General features: G+C 77.0%; 15 protein-coding genes. 10 read left to right on the forward strand and 5 right to left on the reverse strand.

All coding sequences use genetic code 11. The annotated features are described in order from the left end of the window. Positions 1-165 precede the first annotated feature (165 nt). Positions 166-468: a hypothetical protein gene (locus ACI79F_RS18550; RefSeq protein WP_456547270.1), complete on the forward strand. Its 303-nt coding sequence runs from the start codon at positions 166-168 to the stop codon at positions 466-468. A 196-nt stretch (positions 469-664) separates the two neighbouring features. Next, positions 665-1,033, forward strand: a complete 369-nt coding sequence (locus ACI79F_RS18555; protein ID WP_456547271.1) for a hypothetical protein — start codon at positions 665-667, stop codon at positions 1,031-1,033. Between the two features lie 69 nt (positions 1,034-1,102). On the opposite strand, the gene ACI79F_RS18560 is transcribed toward ACI79F_RS18555, so the two are convergent. Further along, positions 1,103-4,102 (reverse strand): sacsin N-terminal ATP-binding-like domain-containing protein, encoded by a 3,000-nt coding sequence (locus tag ACI79F_RS18560; RefSeq protein WP_456547272.1) that lies wholly within the window; start codon positions 4,100-4,102, stop codon positions 1,103-1,105. A 58-nt stretch (positions 4,103-4,160) separates the two neighbouring features. Here ACI79F_RS18560 and ppk2 point away from each other — a divergent pair, with 58 nt between their 5' ends. Next, positions 4,161-5,099 (forward strand): polyphosphate kinase 2, encoded by a 939-nt coding sequence (gene ppk2 / locus ACI79F_RS18565; protein WP_456547273.1) that lies wholly within the window; start codon positions 4,161-4,163, stop codon positions 5,097-5,099. Between the two features lie 27 nt (positions 5,100-5,126). On the opposite strand, the gene ACI79F_RS18570 is transcribed toward ppk2, so the two are convergent. Beyond that, a complete protein-coding gene (locus ACI79F_RS18570) occupies positions 5,127-5,738 on the reverse strand; it encodes a GNAT family N-acetyltransferase (protein WP_456547274.1) in 612 nt (203 codons plus the stop codon). A gap of 119 nt (positions 5,739-5,857) precedes the next feature. Here ACI79F_RS18570 and ACI79F_RS18575 point away from each other — a divergent pair, with 119 nt between their 5' ends. Together ACI79F_RS18575 and ACI79F_RS18580 are read left to right on the forward strand one after the other, a co-directional pair. Next, a complete protein-coding gene (locus ACI79F_RS18575) occupies positions 5,858-7,396 on the forward strand; it encodes an aldehyde dehydrogenase family protein (RefSeq protein ID WP_456547275.1) in 1,539 nt (512 codons plus the stop codon). Further along, on the forward strand, positions 7,396-9,015 hold the full coding sequence (locus tag ACI79F_RS18580; protein ID WP_456547276.1) for a GMC family oxidoreductase: 1,620 nt from the start codon (positions 7,396-7,398) through the stop codon (positions 9,013-9,015). Before ACI79F_RS18575 ends, ACI79F_RS18580 begins: the two co-directional genes overlap by 1 nt. Positions 9,016-9,058: 43 nt before the next feature. Here the strand turns inward: ACI79F_RS18580 and ACI79F_RS18585 are convergent, their stop codons facing one another. After that, complete coding sequence (locus tag ACI79F_RS18585) at positions 9,059-10,387, reverse strand: MFS transporter (RefSeq protein WP_456578931.1); 1,329 nt, start codon at positions 10,385-10,387, stop codon at positions 9,059-9,061. 123 nt (positions 10,388-10,510) lie between these two features. On the opposite strand from ACI79F_RS18585, the gene ACI79F_RS18590 reads away from it, so the two are divergent. The 5 genes from ACI79F_RS18590 to ACI79F_RS18610 all read left to right on the forward strand — a co-directional run bounded on the left by ACI79F_RS18590 (position 10,511) and on the right by ACI79F_RS18610 (position 15,183). Further along, positions 10,511-11,527: a GlxA family transcriptional regulator gene (locus ACI79F_RS18590; RefSeq protein ID WP_456547278.1), complete on the forward strand. Its 1,017-nt coding sequence runs from the start codon at positions 10,511-10,513 to the stop codon at positions 11,525-11,527. Between the two features lie 227 nt (positions 11,528-11,754). Then, positions 11,755-13,383, forward strand: coding sequence for a DEAD/DEAH box helicase (locus ACI79F_RS18595; protein ID WP_456578932.1), 1,629 nt, complete (start codon positions 11,755-11,757; stop codon positions 13,381-13,383). Positions 13,384-13,514: 131 nt separating this feature from the next. Beyond that, positions 13,515-14,027, forward strand: coding sequence for a hypothetical protein (locus ACI79F_RS18600; RefSeq protein ID WP_456546369.1), 513 nt, complete (start codon positions 13,515-13,517; stop codon positions 14,025-14,027). A gap of 141 nt (positions 14,028-14,168) precedes the next feature. After that, on the forward strand, positions 14,169-14,672 hold the full coding sequence (locus tag ACI79F_RS18605; RefSeq protein WP_456546370.1) for a plastocyanin/azurin family copper-binding protein: 504 nt from the start codon (positions 14,169-14,171) through the stop codon (positions 14,670-14,672). A gap of 73 nt (positions 14,673-14,745) precedes the next feature. Next, the gene (locus ACI79F_RS18610; RefSeq protein ID WP_456546371.1) at positions 14,746-15,183 is read left to right on the forward strand and encodes a hypothetical protein; all 438 of its coding nucleotides are present in this window, start codon (positions 14,746-14,748) and stop codon (positions 15,181-15,183) included. A 42-nt stretch (positions 15,184-15,225) separates the two neighbouring features. On the opposite strand, the gene ACI79F_RS18615 is transcribed toward ACI79F_RS18610, so the two are convergent. Next, the gene (locus tag ACI79F_RS18615) at positions 15,226-16,233 is read right to left on the reverse strand and encodes a sugar phosphate isomerase/epimerase family protein (protein WP_456546372.1); all 1,008 of its coding nucleotides are present in this window, start codon (positions 16,231-16,233) and stop codon (positions 15,226-15,228) included. Positions 16,234-16,259: 26 nt separating this feature from the next. Then, a complete protein-coding gene (locus tag ACI79F_RS18620) occupies positions 16,260-17,438 on the reverse strand; it encodes a Gfo/Idh/MocA family protein (protein ID WP_456546373.1) in 1,179 nt (392 codons plus the stop codon). Positions 17,439-17,534: the final 96 nt, after the last annotated feature.

Consider the following 17,534-nt stretch of genomic DNA (forward strand, 5'->3'; position numbering starts at 1 on the left):
GGAGCGGACCCAGCGCGGCGAGGAGCACGGTGGCGGTACAGCGGCTGACTGTTGAACCGCCCCCCGCACGCTACGGACGCCGCCGGGTGGTGACAAGGGAGGTGGACCGGCCGTTCCCGGTTCGACACCGGCCGGACACCTCCGCCGGCGCGGATACTGGTCGTCGTGCGCAGACGACTGGGGATCGGGATCACGGTGTGGGCGGTGGCCACGGCGGCCGCCTTCCTCCTGGATCCGGTGCTGGGCGCCGCGGTGGCGATCGCCGGCGGGGTCGTCGTGGCCCTGATCGCGGCCGCCGCCGACTGGGACCGGCACTCCACCTACGAGGAGCGCGAGATGGAGCGCGCCCGCCGCCGGCAGGAGAAGTGGGCCCGCGGCGCCGACGCGCGCGCCCGCGACCGGGCCCGGTGGGAGGCGCACCAGGCGCGGCGGGCGGACCGGGCCGGCCGGGGCGACGCCGGCGCCTGACCGCCGCCCGGAAATCCGCTGGCGCCCGCCGCGGGGCGCCCCCTACGGTCCTCGCCATGCGCTCCTGAGCAGCCCGGAAGGACCCCGCGGGTCGAGCACCGCTCCCCGCCGTCGCGCCGTCGCGCGCGTCTCCCACCGCCCGTACCCGGTCGCCGGCTGCCCTCGCACCGGCGCGCACCTCCCGCTGGAGGCTGTCTTGTCACGCCCTCTGCACGCCCTGCCCCCGGCCGCCGCGGTCGCCCGCGACGGCCTCCCCGCCGCCGACGTCGCCGACTTCGAGCGCCTGGTGCACGGGGTCGTGTCGGCCCCGTCGTCCGCCCTCGGGCCGGTGCTGCGCGCGCAGCTGCCCGGCGGCGCCGGGGTCCGCTGGCTGGCCTCGGCCGGCCTGCCGCCCTCCGCCCGGGTGACCGACCTCACCGCCGACCAGTGGCTGTCGCTGTTCCGCTGCCGGCGGTCCGCCGGGCGGGTGCCGTCCGGCGGCCCGGGCGGCGGCCGCCGCGGCGGGGGCCGGCCCGCGACGCACGGGCACGCCCCGGGCGCCATGGCCATCCCGCGCTGGATGTAGACCCGCTGCCGCGTCCCGTCCCATCCACCCCACGACCGCCGGCTCCACGAGCCGGCGGTCGTGCGCGTCTCAGACCCCGTCCTCCGCGGCGAGGACGTCGGCCCGGTCGGGGTGCGCGAACGCCTCGGCCAGCGCCTGCCGCAGCGGCCACGCGCCGGCCCGCCACGCCAGCGCCCGGCCGAGCGCGGCGGGGGTGCCGTCGACGTGGTCGCGCGCCCCGTCCGGCCACCACGGCACCGGCCGGCCGCCGGCGGTCAGCCGGGCGTGCACCGCCACCTGGCCGGTCAGCTCCGGCACCCCCAGGCGCGCCGCGGCCAGGGCCGCCCCCGGCACGTCGGCCCAGCGCAGCGTCCGGTCCGGCCGGCCGTCCACGGCCGCGGCGACCTCCTCGCTCGCCAGCGGGACGTCGAGCAGGTCGGCGACCGGCCCGGGCGCGCCGCCGGCCGGCACGAGGAGGCCGTCGACCAGCGGCAGCAGCCACGGCAGGTCCAGGACGAGCACGCGCTCGCGGTCGGGGTCGGCCACCCGGTCCGGCGCCACCCGCAGGCGGGCCGGCGGCGCGACGTCCAGCCCGTCGAGCGCGCCGGCCAGCCGCGCGTGGACGGTGCGCAGCACGTCGGCCCGCACCGTGCGCGCCGGGTCGCCGAGCCGGTCCAGCAGGTCGACGGCGGCGTCCGGGTCGGCCAGCACCTCGGCGAGCGTGGCCGCCGGCGCCAGCAGCTCCAGCACCTCCGGCGGGGCCTGCGCCGGCTCGTACAGCCCCTGCAGCTCCGCACCGTCGGGCGCCCGCAGCCGGTCCGGGCGCCGGCCGTCCAGCACCGGGCGGCCGCGCAGCCACCAGCGCAGGTAGCCGGGGACGGCGACGTCGCCCAGCCGGACGTCGTCGCGCGCCTGCGCCGGCAGGGCGGCCAGCATGGGCAGGGCGTGGGCCCAGTCGGTGACGAGCTCCAGGTCCCGGACCGCGGTCACCGGCGGCCACCGCGGCGGCTCGGCGTCCGGCGGCAGGCGGTCCACGACGGCGTCCACCCACTCCGCGGCGGCGTCGACGTCGAGCTCGTCGGGGTCGTCGGCGCGCACCAGGGCGAAGGAGTCCAGCACCCCGACGGCGCGCAGCACGGCCGGGTCGTGCGCGGCCGCCGTCGCCGCGTCCAGCACGCCGAGCGCGCCGGGCTCCACCACCTCGGCGAACGGCGAGCCGGGCAGCAGGAGCTCGCCCGCCGGCGCCCACCCGCCGGCCGCGTCGGGCAGCGCGAGGTCGGCCAGCCAGGGCAGCTCCCCCGGTGCCGGGGCGGCGGCCGCGACCAGGGCCAGGACGGCGTCGGCGAGCGCGGCGGGGTGGCCGGTCGGGTCCTCGGCCGTCTCCAGGGACGCCTCGACCGCGGCCCGCACGGCGGGGTCGGCCAGCACCTGCGCGGCGGTCGCCGGCCGGGCGCCGAGCCGCTCGAGCAGCCGCCGGGCGGCGGGCGGGCCGGCGGCCCCGGGATCGGCCAGCCGCAGGGGCAGCGGCCCGAGCTCGGCCGCCGGCAGCCCCGGCTCGGGCAGCAGCACCCCGGCCGGGCCCGGCGCGCGGCGGCCGTCGGCGAGCGGCACGGGCAGGGCGCCCAGCTCCTCGCGCGACGCCCCGTCCAGCGCGGCGTACAGCCGCGCCCACCACGCGGCCGGCCGGTCGACCCCGCTCACCGCCTCGGCCACCTCGGCCGTGCCCACCCGCCGGACGCCGAGCGCGGCCAGCGCCGGCGCGTGCGACCGGCGCGACCAGGCCTCGGGCAGCAGGCCGGGGACGACGTCGACGAGCGCGGCGACCCGCTCGGGGGTGGGCTCGGCCAGCACGGCGGCGCGGCCGGCCGCGAGGCGGCTGCCCGGGTGCCCGGCCGCCGGCAGCCACGCGGAGCTGCGCAGCCGGTCCAGCACGGCGGTGCCGAGCGCGGCGTCGAGCTCCGCGGCGGCCAGGCCGACCCGCGGCACCAGGGCCAGCGCGGCCGGGTCGTCCGGGTCGCCGGCGAGCGCCGCGACCAGGTCGGCGTAGGCGTCGGCGGCGACGTCGACCAGCGCGTCGGTGACCGGACCGGGCAGCACGTGCCGCCGGTCGGGGCCGAGCGGGAAGGGCGCCAGCAGCCGCGCCGGCAGCGACAGCGGCTCGTCGCTCGGCGTCGGCGCGTGCACCGCCTGCGGCACCGGCAGCGGCGCCGGGCGGCCGTCGTCGTCCAGCGGCACGGCCCAGGTCACCGTGTAGCCGCGGCGGGCGCGCTCCTCGACGGGGCGGTCGGCGAGCAGCTCCGCCGGCAGCTCGCCGGAGCGCTCGGCCAGCCGCCAGGTCGTCGTCCGCCCGCCGTCGGTGAGCAGGGCGGTGCCGCCCGACCGGGCGCAGCGCAGCACCCGGGTGCCGCCGGCGTCGACGACCTCGACCTCGGCCAGGCCGGGCAGCGCGAGGAGCAGCTCGGGGGTCAGCGCGCCGAGGGCGGCGTGCACCGCCGCGCGGCTGCCCGCCCGCAGCGGCAGCACGACCTCGGTGGCGTAGCCGGCCGGCGGCGCGCCGTCCGCGGGCCACGGCAGCCGCAGCACCGGCACCCCGCCGTCCCGCCGGGCCACCTCCGCGGCGAGCGCAGGGACGGCGGTGACCTCGGCGAGCGTGGCCGCGGCGCTGAACCGCACCCCGCCGGTCGTGGAGACGACGGCCGGCTCGTCGGACACGGCGAGCACCGCGGCGAAGCCGACGCCGAACCGGCCGACGCTGCCGGCCTCGTCCCGCTTCGCCGAGGCGCGCAGCGTCGCCAGCCCCTCGACCCCGGCGGCGTCCAGCGGCGCGCCGGTGTTCGCCGCCCGCAGCACGCCGTGCCCGCCGGCGCCGTCGGGACCGCCGGTCAGCTCCAGCCGCAGCCGGCCCGGCACGCCGGCCCGCGCCGCGGCGTCGGCGGCGTTCTGCGCCAGCTCGACCAGCAGCCGGTCCCGGTAGCCGCCGCGGACCAGGTCCTCCTCGGCGTTGGCGTCCTCGCGGAACCGGGCCGGCGAGGCGGACCAGGCGGTCAGGACGCGTTCGCGCAGCTCGGCCGTGGCGAAGGCGTCGGACACGCCGTCAGCATGGCAGCGGCGGCGTGCCGGGGGCGGCCGGAGCGGGTAGGAGGAGCCGGTGAGCACCGACGCCCCGCCCCTGGCCTCCGCGATCGACCTCTCCCGGTACCGGCTGAAGGCGCTGCCCGACGCCGACTCCGACGAGGACTGGGACGACGACGGCGAGCTGTACGGCCCCGACGACCGGCGGGTCGAGACGTGGCGCGAGGGCTACCCGTACGAGCAGCGGCTGCCGCGCAAGGAGTACGAGCTCGAGAAGCGCCGGCTGCAGATCCAGCTGCTGCGGTTCCAGGGCTGGGTCAAGGACACCGGCCAGCAGGTGGTGATCCTCTTCGAGGGCCGCGACGCCGCCGGCAAGGGCGGCACGATCAAGCGGTTCACCGAGCACCTCAACCCGCGCGGCGCCCGGGTGGTCGCGCTGGACAAGCCCTCGGAGCGCGAGCAGACCCAGTGGTACTTCCAGCGCTACGTGCAGCACCTGCCGGCCGCCGGCGAGATCGTGCTGTTCGACCGGTCCTGGTACAACCGCGCCGGCGTGGAGCGGGTGATGGGCTACGCCACCGACGAGCAGTACCAGCGCTTCGTGCGCCAGGCCCCGGACTTCGAGCGGATGCTCGTCGACAGCGGCATCTGCCTGGTCAAGTTCTGGTTCTCGGTCTCCCGGCGCGAGCAGCGCACCCGCTTCATCGTGCGGCAGCTGGACCCGGTGCGGCAGTGGAAGCTGTCCCCCACCGACCTGGCCTCGCTGGACCGGTGGGACGACTACACCGCCGCCAAGGAGGCGATGTTCGCCGCCACCGACACCCCGTGGGCGCCCTGGACGGTGATCAAGAGCAACGACAAGAAGCGGGCCCGCCTGGAGGCCATGCGGTTCCTGCTGTGCCGCTCGGACTACGAGGGCAAGGACGACGCCGTCGTCGGCCGGCCCGACCCGAACATCGTGGTCGCCGCCGCCGACGTCCTGGAGTCCGACCGGGAGGCGCTCGAGCCCGCCTGACCCCGCCGGGGGCGCCGGCGCCGCAGGTCAGCGGGGGTCCCGCCACATCGGGGTCATCGGTGGGCAGCCGGACGGCACGTCGAGCCTCCCGTGCTCGACGAACCCGCAGCGCCGGTAGAGCGGGACGCTCCGCTCGCAGGTGGCCTCGAGGTACGCGGGGACCCCCGCGGCGTCGCAGCGGTCCAGCACCGCGTGCAGCAGCGCGCCGCCGAGCCCCTGCCCCTGCCGCTCCGGGCGCGTGCCGACGTACAGCAGGTAGACGTGCGGCGGCAGGTCGCGGTGGTGGGCGTACAGCGCCGCGCGCACCTGCTGGAAGTACGGCATCCGCCGTCCACCCACCCGCAGCCAGGACGGCAGCTCCCGCAGGTCCTCCCGGGTGCTGCCCCGCCAGTGGCCGGGCGGGAACCAGACGGCGGCGGCGTCCCCGTCGGCCGTCGTCCACAGTCCGCCGTGAGCCAGGCTGCGGGCGCCGTCGATGGCGAACACCCGCCGGATCCGCTCGTCCCGGGCGCGCACCCCCGGCGGCAGGAGGTGGCCGAAGAGCGGGTCGTCGGCGAAGGCCGCCGCCAGCGTGCGGGTCAGCCGGTCGACGTCGCCGGACGTGGCCGGCCGGACGGAGTGCCGGACGTGCTCGCTCACGCCGGCGACCGTCCTCCCCACCGGGCCGGTCCTCCAGGGACCTCCGGCCCCGAGCGGGCGCCGCGGCCCGTCCCGACCTCGACCTACGCGCCAGTAACTTGGCGGGTAACCTCCGCCACATGTCGCTCGCCGAGGAGCTGGACACCGTCACCGCGTCCACCGCGGGCACGGTCGACCGGCACGCCACCGCCCAGACGTTCGAGTCCACCGACCCGGCCACCGGCGCCGTCGTGGGCGTGTTCCCGGTCCACGACGCGGGCGCCGTCGCCGAGACCGTGACCCGCGCCCGCGTCGCCGCCGAGGTCTGGGCCGGGCTCGGGTACGACGGCCGCCGCACCCGGCTGGCCGCCTACCGCGGCTACCTGGCCCGGCGGATCCACGAGCTGGCCGACCTGGTGCACCGGGAGAACGGCAAGACCCACGCCGACGCGATCCTCGAGATCACCCTGGCGATCGACCACCTGGCCTGGGCCGGCAACCACGCCCGCAAGGTGCTCGGCCCGCGCCGGGTGCCGGCCGGGATGCTGGCCGCCAACCACGCCGCCTACCTGGAGTACCAGCCGCTCGGCGTCGTCGGCGTGATCGGCCCGTGGAACTACCCGGTGTTCACCCCGATGGGCTCGATCGCCTACGCCCTGGCCGCCGGCAACGCCGTCGTCTTCAAGCCGTCGGAGCACACCCCGGCCGTCGGCGCCTGGCTGGCCGCCGCGTGGCGCGCCGCCGTCCCCGACGCCGTCGACGCCTTCCAGGTCGTCACCGGGTTCGGCGAGACCGGCGCCGCGCTGTGCGGCGCCGGCGTCGGCAAGCTGGCCTTCACCGGCTCCGCGCCGACCGGCCGCAAGGTCATGGCCGCCTGCGCCGAGACGCTCACCCCCGTGCTCATGGAGCTCGGCGGCAAGGACGCGATGATCGTCGACGACGACGCCGACGTGGCCGCCGCGGCCGACGCCGCCGTCTGGGGCGCGATGAGCAACGCCGGGCAGACCTGCATCGGCATCGAGCGCGTGTACGCCACCGACGCCGTCTACGACCGCTTCGTCGCCGAGGTCACCGCCAAGGCGCGCGACCTGCGGCCCGGCTCGGACGACGACGCCGCCTTCGGGCCGATGACGATGGAGTCGCAGACCGACGTCGTCCGCCGGCACGTGGACGACGCCGTCGGCGCCGGCGCGCGGGTGCTGGTCGGCGGCACGCTGGACGGCCGCTACGTCTCCCCCACCGTCATCGTCGACGCGCCCGAGGACTCGGCCGCGGTCCGCGAGGAGACCTTCGGCCCGACGATCACGATCACCCGGGTGCGCGACGCCGAGGAGGCCCTGGAGCGCACCAACGCCAACCCGCACGGGCTGGCCGGCTCGGTCTACTCGCGGTCGCGCGAGCGGGCGATGGACCTGGCCCGCCGGATGCGCAGCGGCATGACGTCGATCAACTCGGTGCTCACGTTCGCCTCGGTGCCGGCACTCCCCTTCGGCGGGGTCGGCGAGAGCGGCTTCGGCCGGATCCACGGCGAGGACGGGCTCAAGGAGTTCACCCGGGCGAAGGCGATCACCCGCAAGCGGTTCTCCCTGCCGGTGGACCTGATGAGCTTCGGCCGCCCGGCGCAGGCCACCGACGCGCTCGCGCGGGTCATGGGCCTGGTGCACGGGCGGCACCGCTGATGGCCGCCTCCGACGTGCGCGACGAGTACGACGTCGTCGTCGTCGGGGCCGGCTCCGCAGGCTGCGCGCTGGCCGGGCGGCTGTCCGAGGACCCGTCGCTGCGGGTGCTGCTGCTGGAGGCCGGCGGGTCCGACGACGTCCTCGAGGTGCAGGTGCCGGCCGCGCTCTACAAGGTCTGGCGCACCCGGCGGGACTGGAACTACACGACCGAGCCGCAGCCGGGCCTGGGCGGCCGCGGGCTGTTCTGGCCGCGGGGCAAGCTGCTCGGCGGCTCGTCGTCGATCAACGCGATGATCTACGTCCGCGGCGCGGCCGCCGACTACGACGAGTGGGCCGAGCTCACCGGCGACCCGTCGTGGTCCTACGAGCACGTGCTGCCGCTGTTCCGGCGGATGGAGGACAACGCCCGCGGCGCCGACCGGTTCCACGGCGTGGGCGGCCCGCTGCGGGTGGAGGACCCGCGCTCGCCGCACGCCTGGTCGCGGGCCGCCGTCCAGTCCGCGGTCGCCGCCGGCTACCCGCGCAACGACGACTTCAACGGCGCCGAGCAGGAGGGCGTGGGCCTCTACCAGCTCACCCAGCGGCGCGGCCGGCGCTGGTCGGCGGCCGACGCCTACCTGCACCCGGCGATCGGCCGGCCCAACCTCACCGTGCTCACCGGCGCGCTGACCACCCGCGTGCTGGTCTCCGGGGGGCGCGCCACCGGCGTGGAGTACCGGCGCGGCGGGCGGCTGCACACGGCGCACGCCGCCGCCGAGGTCGTGCTGGCCGGCGGCGCGGTGAACTCCCCGCAGCTGCTGATGCTGTCGGGCATCGGGCCCGGCCGGCACCTGCGCGAGGTCGGCGTCGACGTGGTGCACGACCTGCCGGGCGTGGGCGGCGGGCTGCAGGACCACCCGCTCGTGCCGGTCATCTGGCACACCCGCGGCGGCAAGTCGCTGTTCCGGGCCGAGTCGCCGTCGGGCTACGCGCGCTGGTTCGGCGCCCGGCGCGGGCCGCTGACCTCCAACCTCGCCGAGGCCGGCCTGTTCACCCGGTCCCGGCCGGACCTGGACGCCCCCGACCTGCAGTACCACTTCCTGCCGGTCAAGTTCTGGCGGCAGGCGGAGGTCGACCCCGACGTCGACGCGTTCACCGCCGCCGCGGTGCTGGTGAGGGTGCACTCGCGCGGGTCGGTGCGGCTGCGCTCGGCCGACCCGACGTGGGCGCCGGCCATCGACGCCGGCTACCTCACCGACGAGCGCGACCTCGACGCGCTGGTGTGCGGCGTGGAGAAGGCCCGCGAGATCGCCTCGGTCGGCCCGCTGGCCGCCGTCCTCGCCGAGGAGTGGTCGCCGGGCGGCACCGTGCACACGCGGGACGGGCTGCGCCAGGCCGTCCGCGACACCCTCGAGTCGCTGTACCACCCGGTGTCCTCGTGCCGGATGGGCACCGACGGCGACGCCGTCGTCGACCCGCAGCTGCGGGTCCACGGGCTGGACGGGCTGCGGGTCGTCGACGCCTCGGTCATGCCGACGCTGGTGCGCGGCAACACGAACGCGCCGACGATCATGATCGCCGAGCGGGCCGCCGACCTGATCGCCGGCCGCACCGTCGACCCCTCGCTGGCCGCCGCCTGAGCGGGGTCGCTGGGGAACGGTCTCCGTTCCCCAGCGACTCCGCTCAACCGTGGGCCTGGTCGGCCGCGGCCGCGTGGGGGTCGGTCGGCACCACCGGGGGGACGGCGGGCGGCGGGGCCGGCCGGGCGATCGCCACCGACATCAGGGCGGCCGCCAGGCACAGCGCGCCGGCCAGCACCCAGGCCAGGTCGTAGGAGCCGGTCACGTCGCGGATCACGCCGCCGCCGAAGGCCGCGAACGCCGAGCCGACCTGGTGCGAGGCGAACACCCAGCCGAACACGACGGGCGCCCGCGCGCCGAAGTGCTCCCGGCACAGCGCGAGCGTCGGCGGCACCGTGGCGACCCAGTCCAGGCCGTAGAAGACGATGAACACGATCATGCTGGCGTGCAGGTCCGGCCCGAACAGCGCCGGCAGCAGGAACAGCGAGGCGCCGCGCAGCCCGTAGTAGGCCAGCAGCAGCAGCCGCGGGTCGACCCGGTCGGTGAGCCAGCCGGAGAAGACCGTGCCGGCGATGTCGAAGACCCCGACCAGCGCGAGCAGCCCCGCCGCCGTCGTGACCGGCAGGCCGTGGTCGTGCGCGGCCGGGATGAAGTGCGGCTGGATCAGCCCGTTGGTCGACAGCCCGCAGATGAAGAACCCGCCGGCCAGCAGCCAGAAGACCCGCGACCGGGCGGCGGACAGCAGCCCCTGCACCGCCGTCCGGGCCGCGCCGGTGCGCACCGGGTCGACGTCGTCGGCGGCCGTCCCGCCGTAGGGGACGGCGCCCACGTCGCGCGGCCGGTCGCGCAGCAGCCACGCCACCAGCGGGACGACGGCCAGCGCCGCGGCCGTGGTGCCCAGGGACGCCGCCCGCCAGCCCCAGGTGCCGTCGATCCAGGCCACCAGGGGCAGGAACACCAGCTGCCCCGCCGCGCCGCCCGCGGTGAGCACGCCGGAGACCAGGCCGCGCCGGGCGACGAACCACCGCCCGGTCACGGTGGCCACCAGCGACAGCGCCATCGACCCGGAGCCCAGCCCCACCAGCACGCCCCAGAGCAGCACCAGCTGCCAGCTGGCGGTCATGAACACGGTCAGGCCGCTGCCGAGGGCGACGAGCAGCAGCGCGCAGACCACCACCCGGCGGATGCCGAACCGCTCCATGAGCGCGGCGGCGAACGGCGCGGTGAGCCCGTACAGCGCCATGTTCACCGCGACCGCGGCCGAGATCGTCGACACCGACCAGCCGAACTCGTCGCGCAGCGGGTCGATCAGCACGCCGGGCACCGCGCGGAACGCCGCCGCGCCGACCAGGGCGAGGAAGGTGACCGCGGCGACCCACCAGGCCGGGTGGATCCGGCGGGCGGGCGAGGCGGGGGCCGCGGGCGCGGACATGGGTGGGGGCGGTGCCGCGGTCGTCACGCGGGAGAGCATGACCCAGCCGCCGCCGGCCCCACGAGTGGCCCGACAGCCAACATGTGTCAGGATCCAGCCATGTCCCGCGGCCCGAGTCCGGCTATGTCCGCGGCACCGCCCGACCGCCACGAGGTGGTCGTCCTCGCCCTGCCGAACTGCATCTCCTTCGAGCTGGGCCTGCCGCACCGGCTGCTCGGGTCGGCCGTGGACGCCGCCGAGCGGCCGCTCTACCGGGTCCGCGTCGCCACCCTGGACGGCGGGCCGGTGCGCTCCTCGGCCGGCTTCGGCGTGCTGCCCGAGCACGACGCGTCGGTGCTGGCGACCGCGCGCACCGTCGTCGTCCCCGGGGTCTTCGGCGGGCCGGCCATGGGCGAGGGCCGGATCCCCGACGAGCTGGGCACGGCGCTGCGCGACGCGGCCGCCGGCGGCGCCCGGCTGGTGTCCATCTGCACCGGCGCCTTCGTGCTCGCCGCCGCCGGGCTGCTCGACGGGCGCCCGGCCACCACGCACTGGATGCACGCCGACGGCTTCCGCCGGCTGTTCCCCGCCGTCCGGCTCGACCCCGGCGTGCTGTTCGTCGACGACGGCGACGTGCTCACCTCGGCCGGCAACGCCGCGGGCATCGACCTGATGCTGCACCTGGTCCGCCGCGACCACGGCAGCGACGTGGCCAACCGGGCGGCGCGGCGCAACGTCGTCGCCCCCTGGCGGGAGGGCGGCCAGACCCAGTTCGTCGAGCGGCCGCTGCCCGAGCCCGGCGGCGCGAGCACCGCCGCCACCCGCGCCTGGGCCACCGACCGCCTCGGCGAGCCGCTCACCCTCGCCGACCTCGCCGCGCACGCCCGGATGAGCGTGCGCACCTTCACCCGGCGCTTCCGCGAGGAGACCGGCGTCTCCCCGCTGCGCTGGCTCGCCGCCCAGCGGTTGGCGCTCGCCCGGCAGCTGCTGGAGTCCACCGACGCCTCCGTCGACCGGGTCGCCGCCGACGCCGGCTTCGGCACCCCGGCGTCCCTGCGCCAGCACCTCCGGGCGGCCATCGGCGTCGCCCCCGGTGCCTATCGCCGCAGCTACCGCGGCGCGGGCGCCCCCCTCGATGTGACCGGACACTCCCCCGCCTGAGGGCAGCCGCGGGGTCCGCGTCTGGTTGAGTAGGGCATACCGGCGCCGGTCCGCCGCCCATCCGGGGCAGCTGGACGCGACGTCGGACCGTGGCCGCGCCACCGAGGCGCGCCCGGTCGTCCGACGTCCCGCCGACGACGTACGCGCCGCCCTGCCCCGCGCAGGAGTGCCGGCGCGCGCCCTGCGCCGGGTCCCGGACGACCACTCGAACGTCGAGGAAGTCGTAGATGAGCTCCGCCCAGAACAGCACTCCCCCCGCCGCCGGCGCCCCGGCCGGTGCCGGCCGCCCGCGCCGCCGGCGCGGCGGCCGCGGCCGCGGCCCCCGCCCGGCCGGCGAGCAGCAGCCCCAGGTCGCGCCGCGCGCCGCCGAGGTCCCGGCGCCGGCCGTCGTCCCCGCCGGGGACGTCGCCACCGTCCTCCCCACCGACACCACCTTCGCCGCGCTCGGCGTCCCCGCGCCGCTGGTCGAGGTGCTGACCGCCAGCGGCATCACCGCGCCGTTCCCGATCCAGGTCGCCACGCTGCCCGACACCCTGGCCGGCCGCGACGTGCTCGGCCGCGGCCGCACCGGCTCGGGCAAGACGCTGGCGTTCAGCCTGCCGCTCGTCGCGCGGCTGGCCGCCTCCGACAGCCGGCGGACGCCGAAGAAGCCGCGCGCGCTGGTCCTCGTGCCGACCCGCGAGCTCGCCAACCAGGTGCTGGCCGTCGTCGACCCGCTGGCCCGCGCCCTGGGCATGAAGGCGACCGTCGTGTTCGGCGGCGTCGGGCAGAACCCGCAGGTGCAGGCGCTGGCCGGCGGCATCGACGTCCTCATCGCCTGCCCCGGCCGGCTGGAGGACCTGATCGGCCAGGGCCACGCCGACCTCTCCGCCGTCGAGATCACCGTCCTCGACGAGGCCGACCACATGGCCGACCTGGGCTTCCTGCCCGGCGTCAAGCGGCTGCTGGACCGCACGCCGAAGGCGGGCCAGCGGCTGCTGTTCTCCGCCACGCTGGACAACGGCGTCGACGTGCTGGTCAAGCGCTACCTGAGCGACCCGACGACGCACTCGGTGGACCCGGCGGTGGCGCCGGTGTCGACGATGACCCACCACGTGTTCCAGGTGCAGGCCGCGGACAAGGCCGAGGTCGTCCGGCAGCTGGCCTCGGGCCTGGGCCGCAGCGTGCTGTTCACCCGGACCAAGCACCAGGCCAAGAAGCTCGCCAAGCAGCTCACCGCCGCCGGCGTGCCCGCGGTCGACCTGCACGGCAACCTCAGCCAGAACGCCCGCGAGCGCAACCTCGAGGCGTTCAGCAGCGGCGAGACCCGCGTGCTGGTGGCCACCGACATCGCCGCCCGCGGCATCCACGTGGACGACGTCGCCCTCGTGGTGCACGTCGACCCGCCGGCCGAGCACAAGGCCTACCTGCACCGCTCGGGCCGGACGGCGCGGGCCGGCGCCGGCGGCACCGTCGTCACGGTCAGCACGCCCGACCAGGCCGGCGAGGTGCGCACCCTGGCCCGCCAGGCCGGCATCTCCCCCACGGTCAGCGCGGTCCGGCCGGGCGCCGACGCGATCACCGCGCTCACCGGCCCCGCGGCGCCGTACGTCGAGCCGGCGCCGGCCCCGGCGCCGCAGCCGCAGGGGGCCGGCGGCGGCGGTCGCCGCCGCCGCTCCGGCGGCGGGTCCGCGGGCTCCGCGACCGGGCGCGGCTCCGGGGGGTCCGGGGGTTCCGCCGCCGGGTCGGCCGCCACCGGCGGCCGGGGGGGGGGGGGGCGCCCCGCCGGCCCCGCGCCGCCCCGCCCCGCGCAGGCCGCCCGGGCGGGCACGCACACCGCCGCCTCGTTCAGCGGCCGGTCCCGCCGGGGCCGCTGAGTCCCGGGGTCGTCCCGCCGGCCACGCCGGCGGGACGACCCGCCCGAGGGTTGACCCTCCAGGCAGGGGGCACAGGACCGCGGAGGCCGCCGATCCGGGGCGGCCGAACCGACGGTCCAGCGAGGTGTCCCATGGGTCTGCCCATCACTCTGTCCGAGATCGGTCCGCGGCTGTCCGCCGGCGCCTTCATCCTCAACAGCGGCCTCGGCAAGCGGGGCGCGGACGAGGCCACCGCCGCCGGCCTGCACGGCTTCGCGTCGAGCACCTACCCGTTCCTGAAGAACGTGGAGCCGGCGCAGTTCGCCAAGGGCCTGGCCGCCGTCGAGATCGGGATCGGCGCGGCGCTGCTCACGCCGTTCGTGCCCACCGCCGTCGCCGGCCTGCTGCTGACCGGCTTCTCCGGGGGCCTGCTCGGGCTCTACCTGAACACCCCGGGCATGCGGAAGGAGGGCAGCCTCGCGCCGACGCAGGAGGGCCTGGCGATCGCCAAGGACGTCTGGCTGCTCGGCATCGGCGTCGGGCTGCTCACGCGCGGGGTGGTCGACCGGACCCCGCGCGTGACGGTGAAGAAGGCCCGCCGCTTCGCCGACCGGCGGGCCAAGCAGGCCGCGCGGGACGCGCGCCGGGCCGCCCGCGCGGCCTGACCAGGGCCTCGCGACGCAGGGTCACGGCTGGGTAACGGAGACCTGGCAAGACCCTGTATGGGGGTTCCCGGCGGGTCTTTCAAGGTTGGAACATCCCGGCTCGAGGGCGCCGTCCGGCGCCCTCGAGCCGAGGAGGACCAGATGACCCGTCCGACCGGACCCACCCGCCGCGCCCGCCGCCTGGGGGTCGGCCTGCTCGCCGCCGCCCTGTGCCTGCTGTCGGCCTGCGGCGACGACGACGACGGCGGCGACGGCGGGGGTGGCTCCGCCGCGGAGACCAGCCAGTCGGAGACCAGCGCGAGCGAGACCGCGGCCAGCAGCGCCCCGGCCGGCAGCAGTGCCCCGGCGAGCGGCAGCGAGCAGGCGGGCGGCACGCTCGAGGTGACCTCCGTCGACTTCTCCTACGAGCTGCCCTCGGAGGAGATGGCGGCGGGCGAGTACACGATCGACCTGACCAACGGTGGCAACGCCACCCACGACCTCGTGGTGGAGCGGGACGGCGAGGACGTCGCCGCGACCGATCAGATCGGTCCCGGCCAGACGTCGTCGCTGACGGTCACGCTGGAGCCGGGCGAGTACGTCTTCTACTGCTCGGTCGGCAACCACCGCTCCATGGGCATGGAGGTGACGGTGACGGTCACGTGACCGGGCTCGCGAGGTCACGCAGAGGCACAGCACCGTCGGGCACGACGCCGACGAGCGCCAGCGAGGAGGAGTCGTGACCGGGACCGTCGTCCGGAGCCGGACCACCGGGGCGGCGGTCGCGCTGCTCCGGCTCGCGGGGGCCGCCCTGCTGGCCGCCATCGCCGCGATCCACCTGTACCTCTGGCAGGACGGCTACGACTCGATCGACGTGATCGGCCCGGCGTTCCTGCTGCAGGCCGTGCTCGGCTTCGGCGGGGCGCTGCTCCTGCTGGTGGCGCCGCCCCGGTTCCTGGTGTGGGCCGCGCTGCTGGGACTGCTGTTCGCGGCCGGCTCGCTGGTCGCGCTCCTGCAGTCCACCTACGGCGTGCTCGGCCTCGACCCGGGGCTGTTCGACTTCGTCGAGTCCGACGTCGCGCCGTGGTGGCGGGAGACCTTCTGGGTCGAGATCGCGGCGATCGCCGTCCTGCTGGTGCTGACCGTCCTGGCCGCCGGCCGCCGGCGCCTGCGCTGACGAGGGGGATCCGCCGGGCAGGCCCGGCGGATCCCCCCGGCGTCAGTTGCCGCTGGAGAAGGCGGCGTCGAACGCCGCGGCCGGCGGGTCGAACGCGAGCCGCCGGACGAAGGCCAGCGCCTCGGGGGCGCCGACCAGGCGGTCCATGCCGGCGTCCTCCCACTCCACGGAGATCGGCCCGTCGTAGCCGATCGTGTTCAGCATCCGGAAGGACGCCTCCCACGGGACGTCGCCGTGGCCGGTGGAGACGAAGTCCCACCCGCGCCGCGGGTCGGCCCAGGGCAGGTGCGACCCCATCCGGCCGTTGCGGCCGTTGCCGACCTGCCGCTTCGCGTCCTTGCAGTCGACGTGGTAGATCCGGTCGCGGAAGTCCCACATGAAGCCGACCGGGTCGAGGTCCTGCCAGACGAAGTGGCTGGGGTCCCAGTTCAGCCCGAACGCCTCGCGGTGGCCGATGGCCTCCAGCGTGCGGACCGTCGTCCAGTAGTCGTAGGCGATCTCCGACGGGTGGACCTCGTGCGCGAAGCGGACGCCGACCTCGTCGAAGACGTCGAGGATCGGGTTCCAGCGCGCGGCGAAGTCGGCGTAGCCGTCCTCGATCATCGACTCGGGCACCGGCGGGAACATCGCCACGGTCTTCCAGATCTTCGACCCGGTGAACCCGACGACCGTCTTCACGCCCAGCTTCGCCGCGGCCCGCGCGGTCAGCTTCATCTCCTCGGCCGCCCGCTGCCGGACGCCCTCGGGGTCGCCGTCGCCCCAGACGCGCGGGTGCACCATGCCGCGGTGCCGCTCGTCGATCGGGTCGTCGCAGACGGCCTGGCCGTTGAGGTGGTTGGAGATGGCGAACACCTGCAGGTTGTGGCGCTTCAGGATGTCGAGGCGCTCCTGCACGTAGGAGTCGTCGTTCGCGGCCCGCTCGACGTCGAGGTGGTCGCCCCAGCAGGCGATCTCCAGGCCGTCGTACCCCCAGTCGGAGGCCAGCCGGCACACCTCCTCGAACGGCAGGTCGGCCCACTGGCCGGTGAACAGGGTGACGGGGCGGGGCATCGATGCTCCTCGGATCTCGGTGGAGGTCAGATCTCGGTGAAGGCCGAGTCGGCCCGGGAACTGCGCTCGACGGCGTCGAGCACCCGCTGCACCTGCAGGCCGTCGGCGAACGAGGGGACCGGGTCGGCGTCCTTCGCGATGGCGGTGAGCAGGTCGACGACCTGGTGGGTGAAGCCGTGCTCGTAGCCGAGGCCGTGGCCGGCCGGCCACCAGGCGCTCACGTAGGGGTGCTCGGGCTCGGTGACGATGATCCGGCGGAAGCCCGCCCGCTCGGCCGGCTCCGTGCCGTCGAAGAACTCCAGGACGTTCATGTCCTCGAAGTCGAACGCCAGGCTGCCCTCGGAGCCGTTGACCTCGATGCGGATGGCGTTCTTGCGGCCCAGCGCGAACCGGGTGGCCTCGAACGTGGCCACGGCACCGCCGGAGAAGCGGCCGAGGAACAGCGCCGCGTCGTCGACGGTGACCTGGCCCATCCCCTCGCCGGCGACGCCGGACAGCGCGCCGCCCGAGGACGCGGCCAGCGGCCGCTCCGTGACGAAGGTCTCCATCAGCCCGCTGACCCCGGTGAGGGTCTCGCCGGTGATGTGCTGGGTGAGGTCGACGATGTGCGCGCCGATGTCGCCCAGGGCCCCGGACCCCGCCTTGTCCTTCTCCAGCCGCCAGGACATCGGCGCCGACGGGTCGGCGATCCAGTCCTGCAGGTAGGCCGCCCGCACGTGCCGGATGCGGCCGATCCGCCCCTCGGCGACCAGCTGCCGGGCCAGCGCGACGGCCGGCACCCGGCGGTAGGTGAAGCCGACCATCGAGCGGACGCCGCGCGCCGCCGCGCGGGCGGCCGCCTCGGCCATGGCCTCGGCCTCGGCCACGGTGTTGGCCAGCGGCTTCTCGCACAGCACGTGCTTGCCGGCCTCGAGGGCGGCGATGGCGATCTCGGCGTGGGTGTCGCCGGGGGTGCAGACGTCGACCAGGTGGACGTCGTCCCGCTCGAGGACCCGGCGCCAGTCGGTCTCGACGTCCGCCCAGCCCAGGCGGGCGGCGGCGTCGGTGACCCGGGCCCGGTCGCGGCCGACGAGCACGGTGAGCTCGGGGCGCAGCGGGAGGTCGAAGAAGCGCGGGGCGGTGCGCCAGGCCTGCGAGTGGGCGGCGCCCATGAAGGCGTGCCCGACGAGGCCCACCCCGAGGGTCGGGCGGTCGGAAGAGGTCATGAGGGTGCTCCCGGGGTGGGGTGGGGGGGGGGGGGGGGGGGGGGGGGGGGGGGGGGGGGGGGGGGGGGGGGGGGGGGGGGGGGGGGGGGGGGGGGG

The organism is Blastococcus sp. SYSU D00868 (assembly GCF_054050575.1).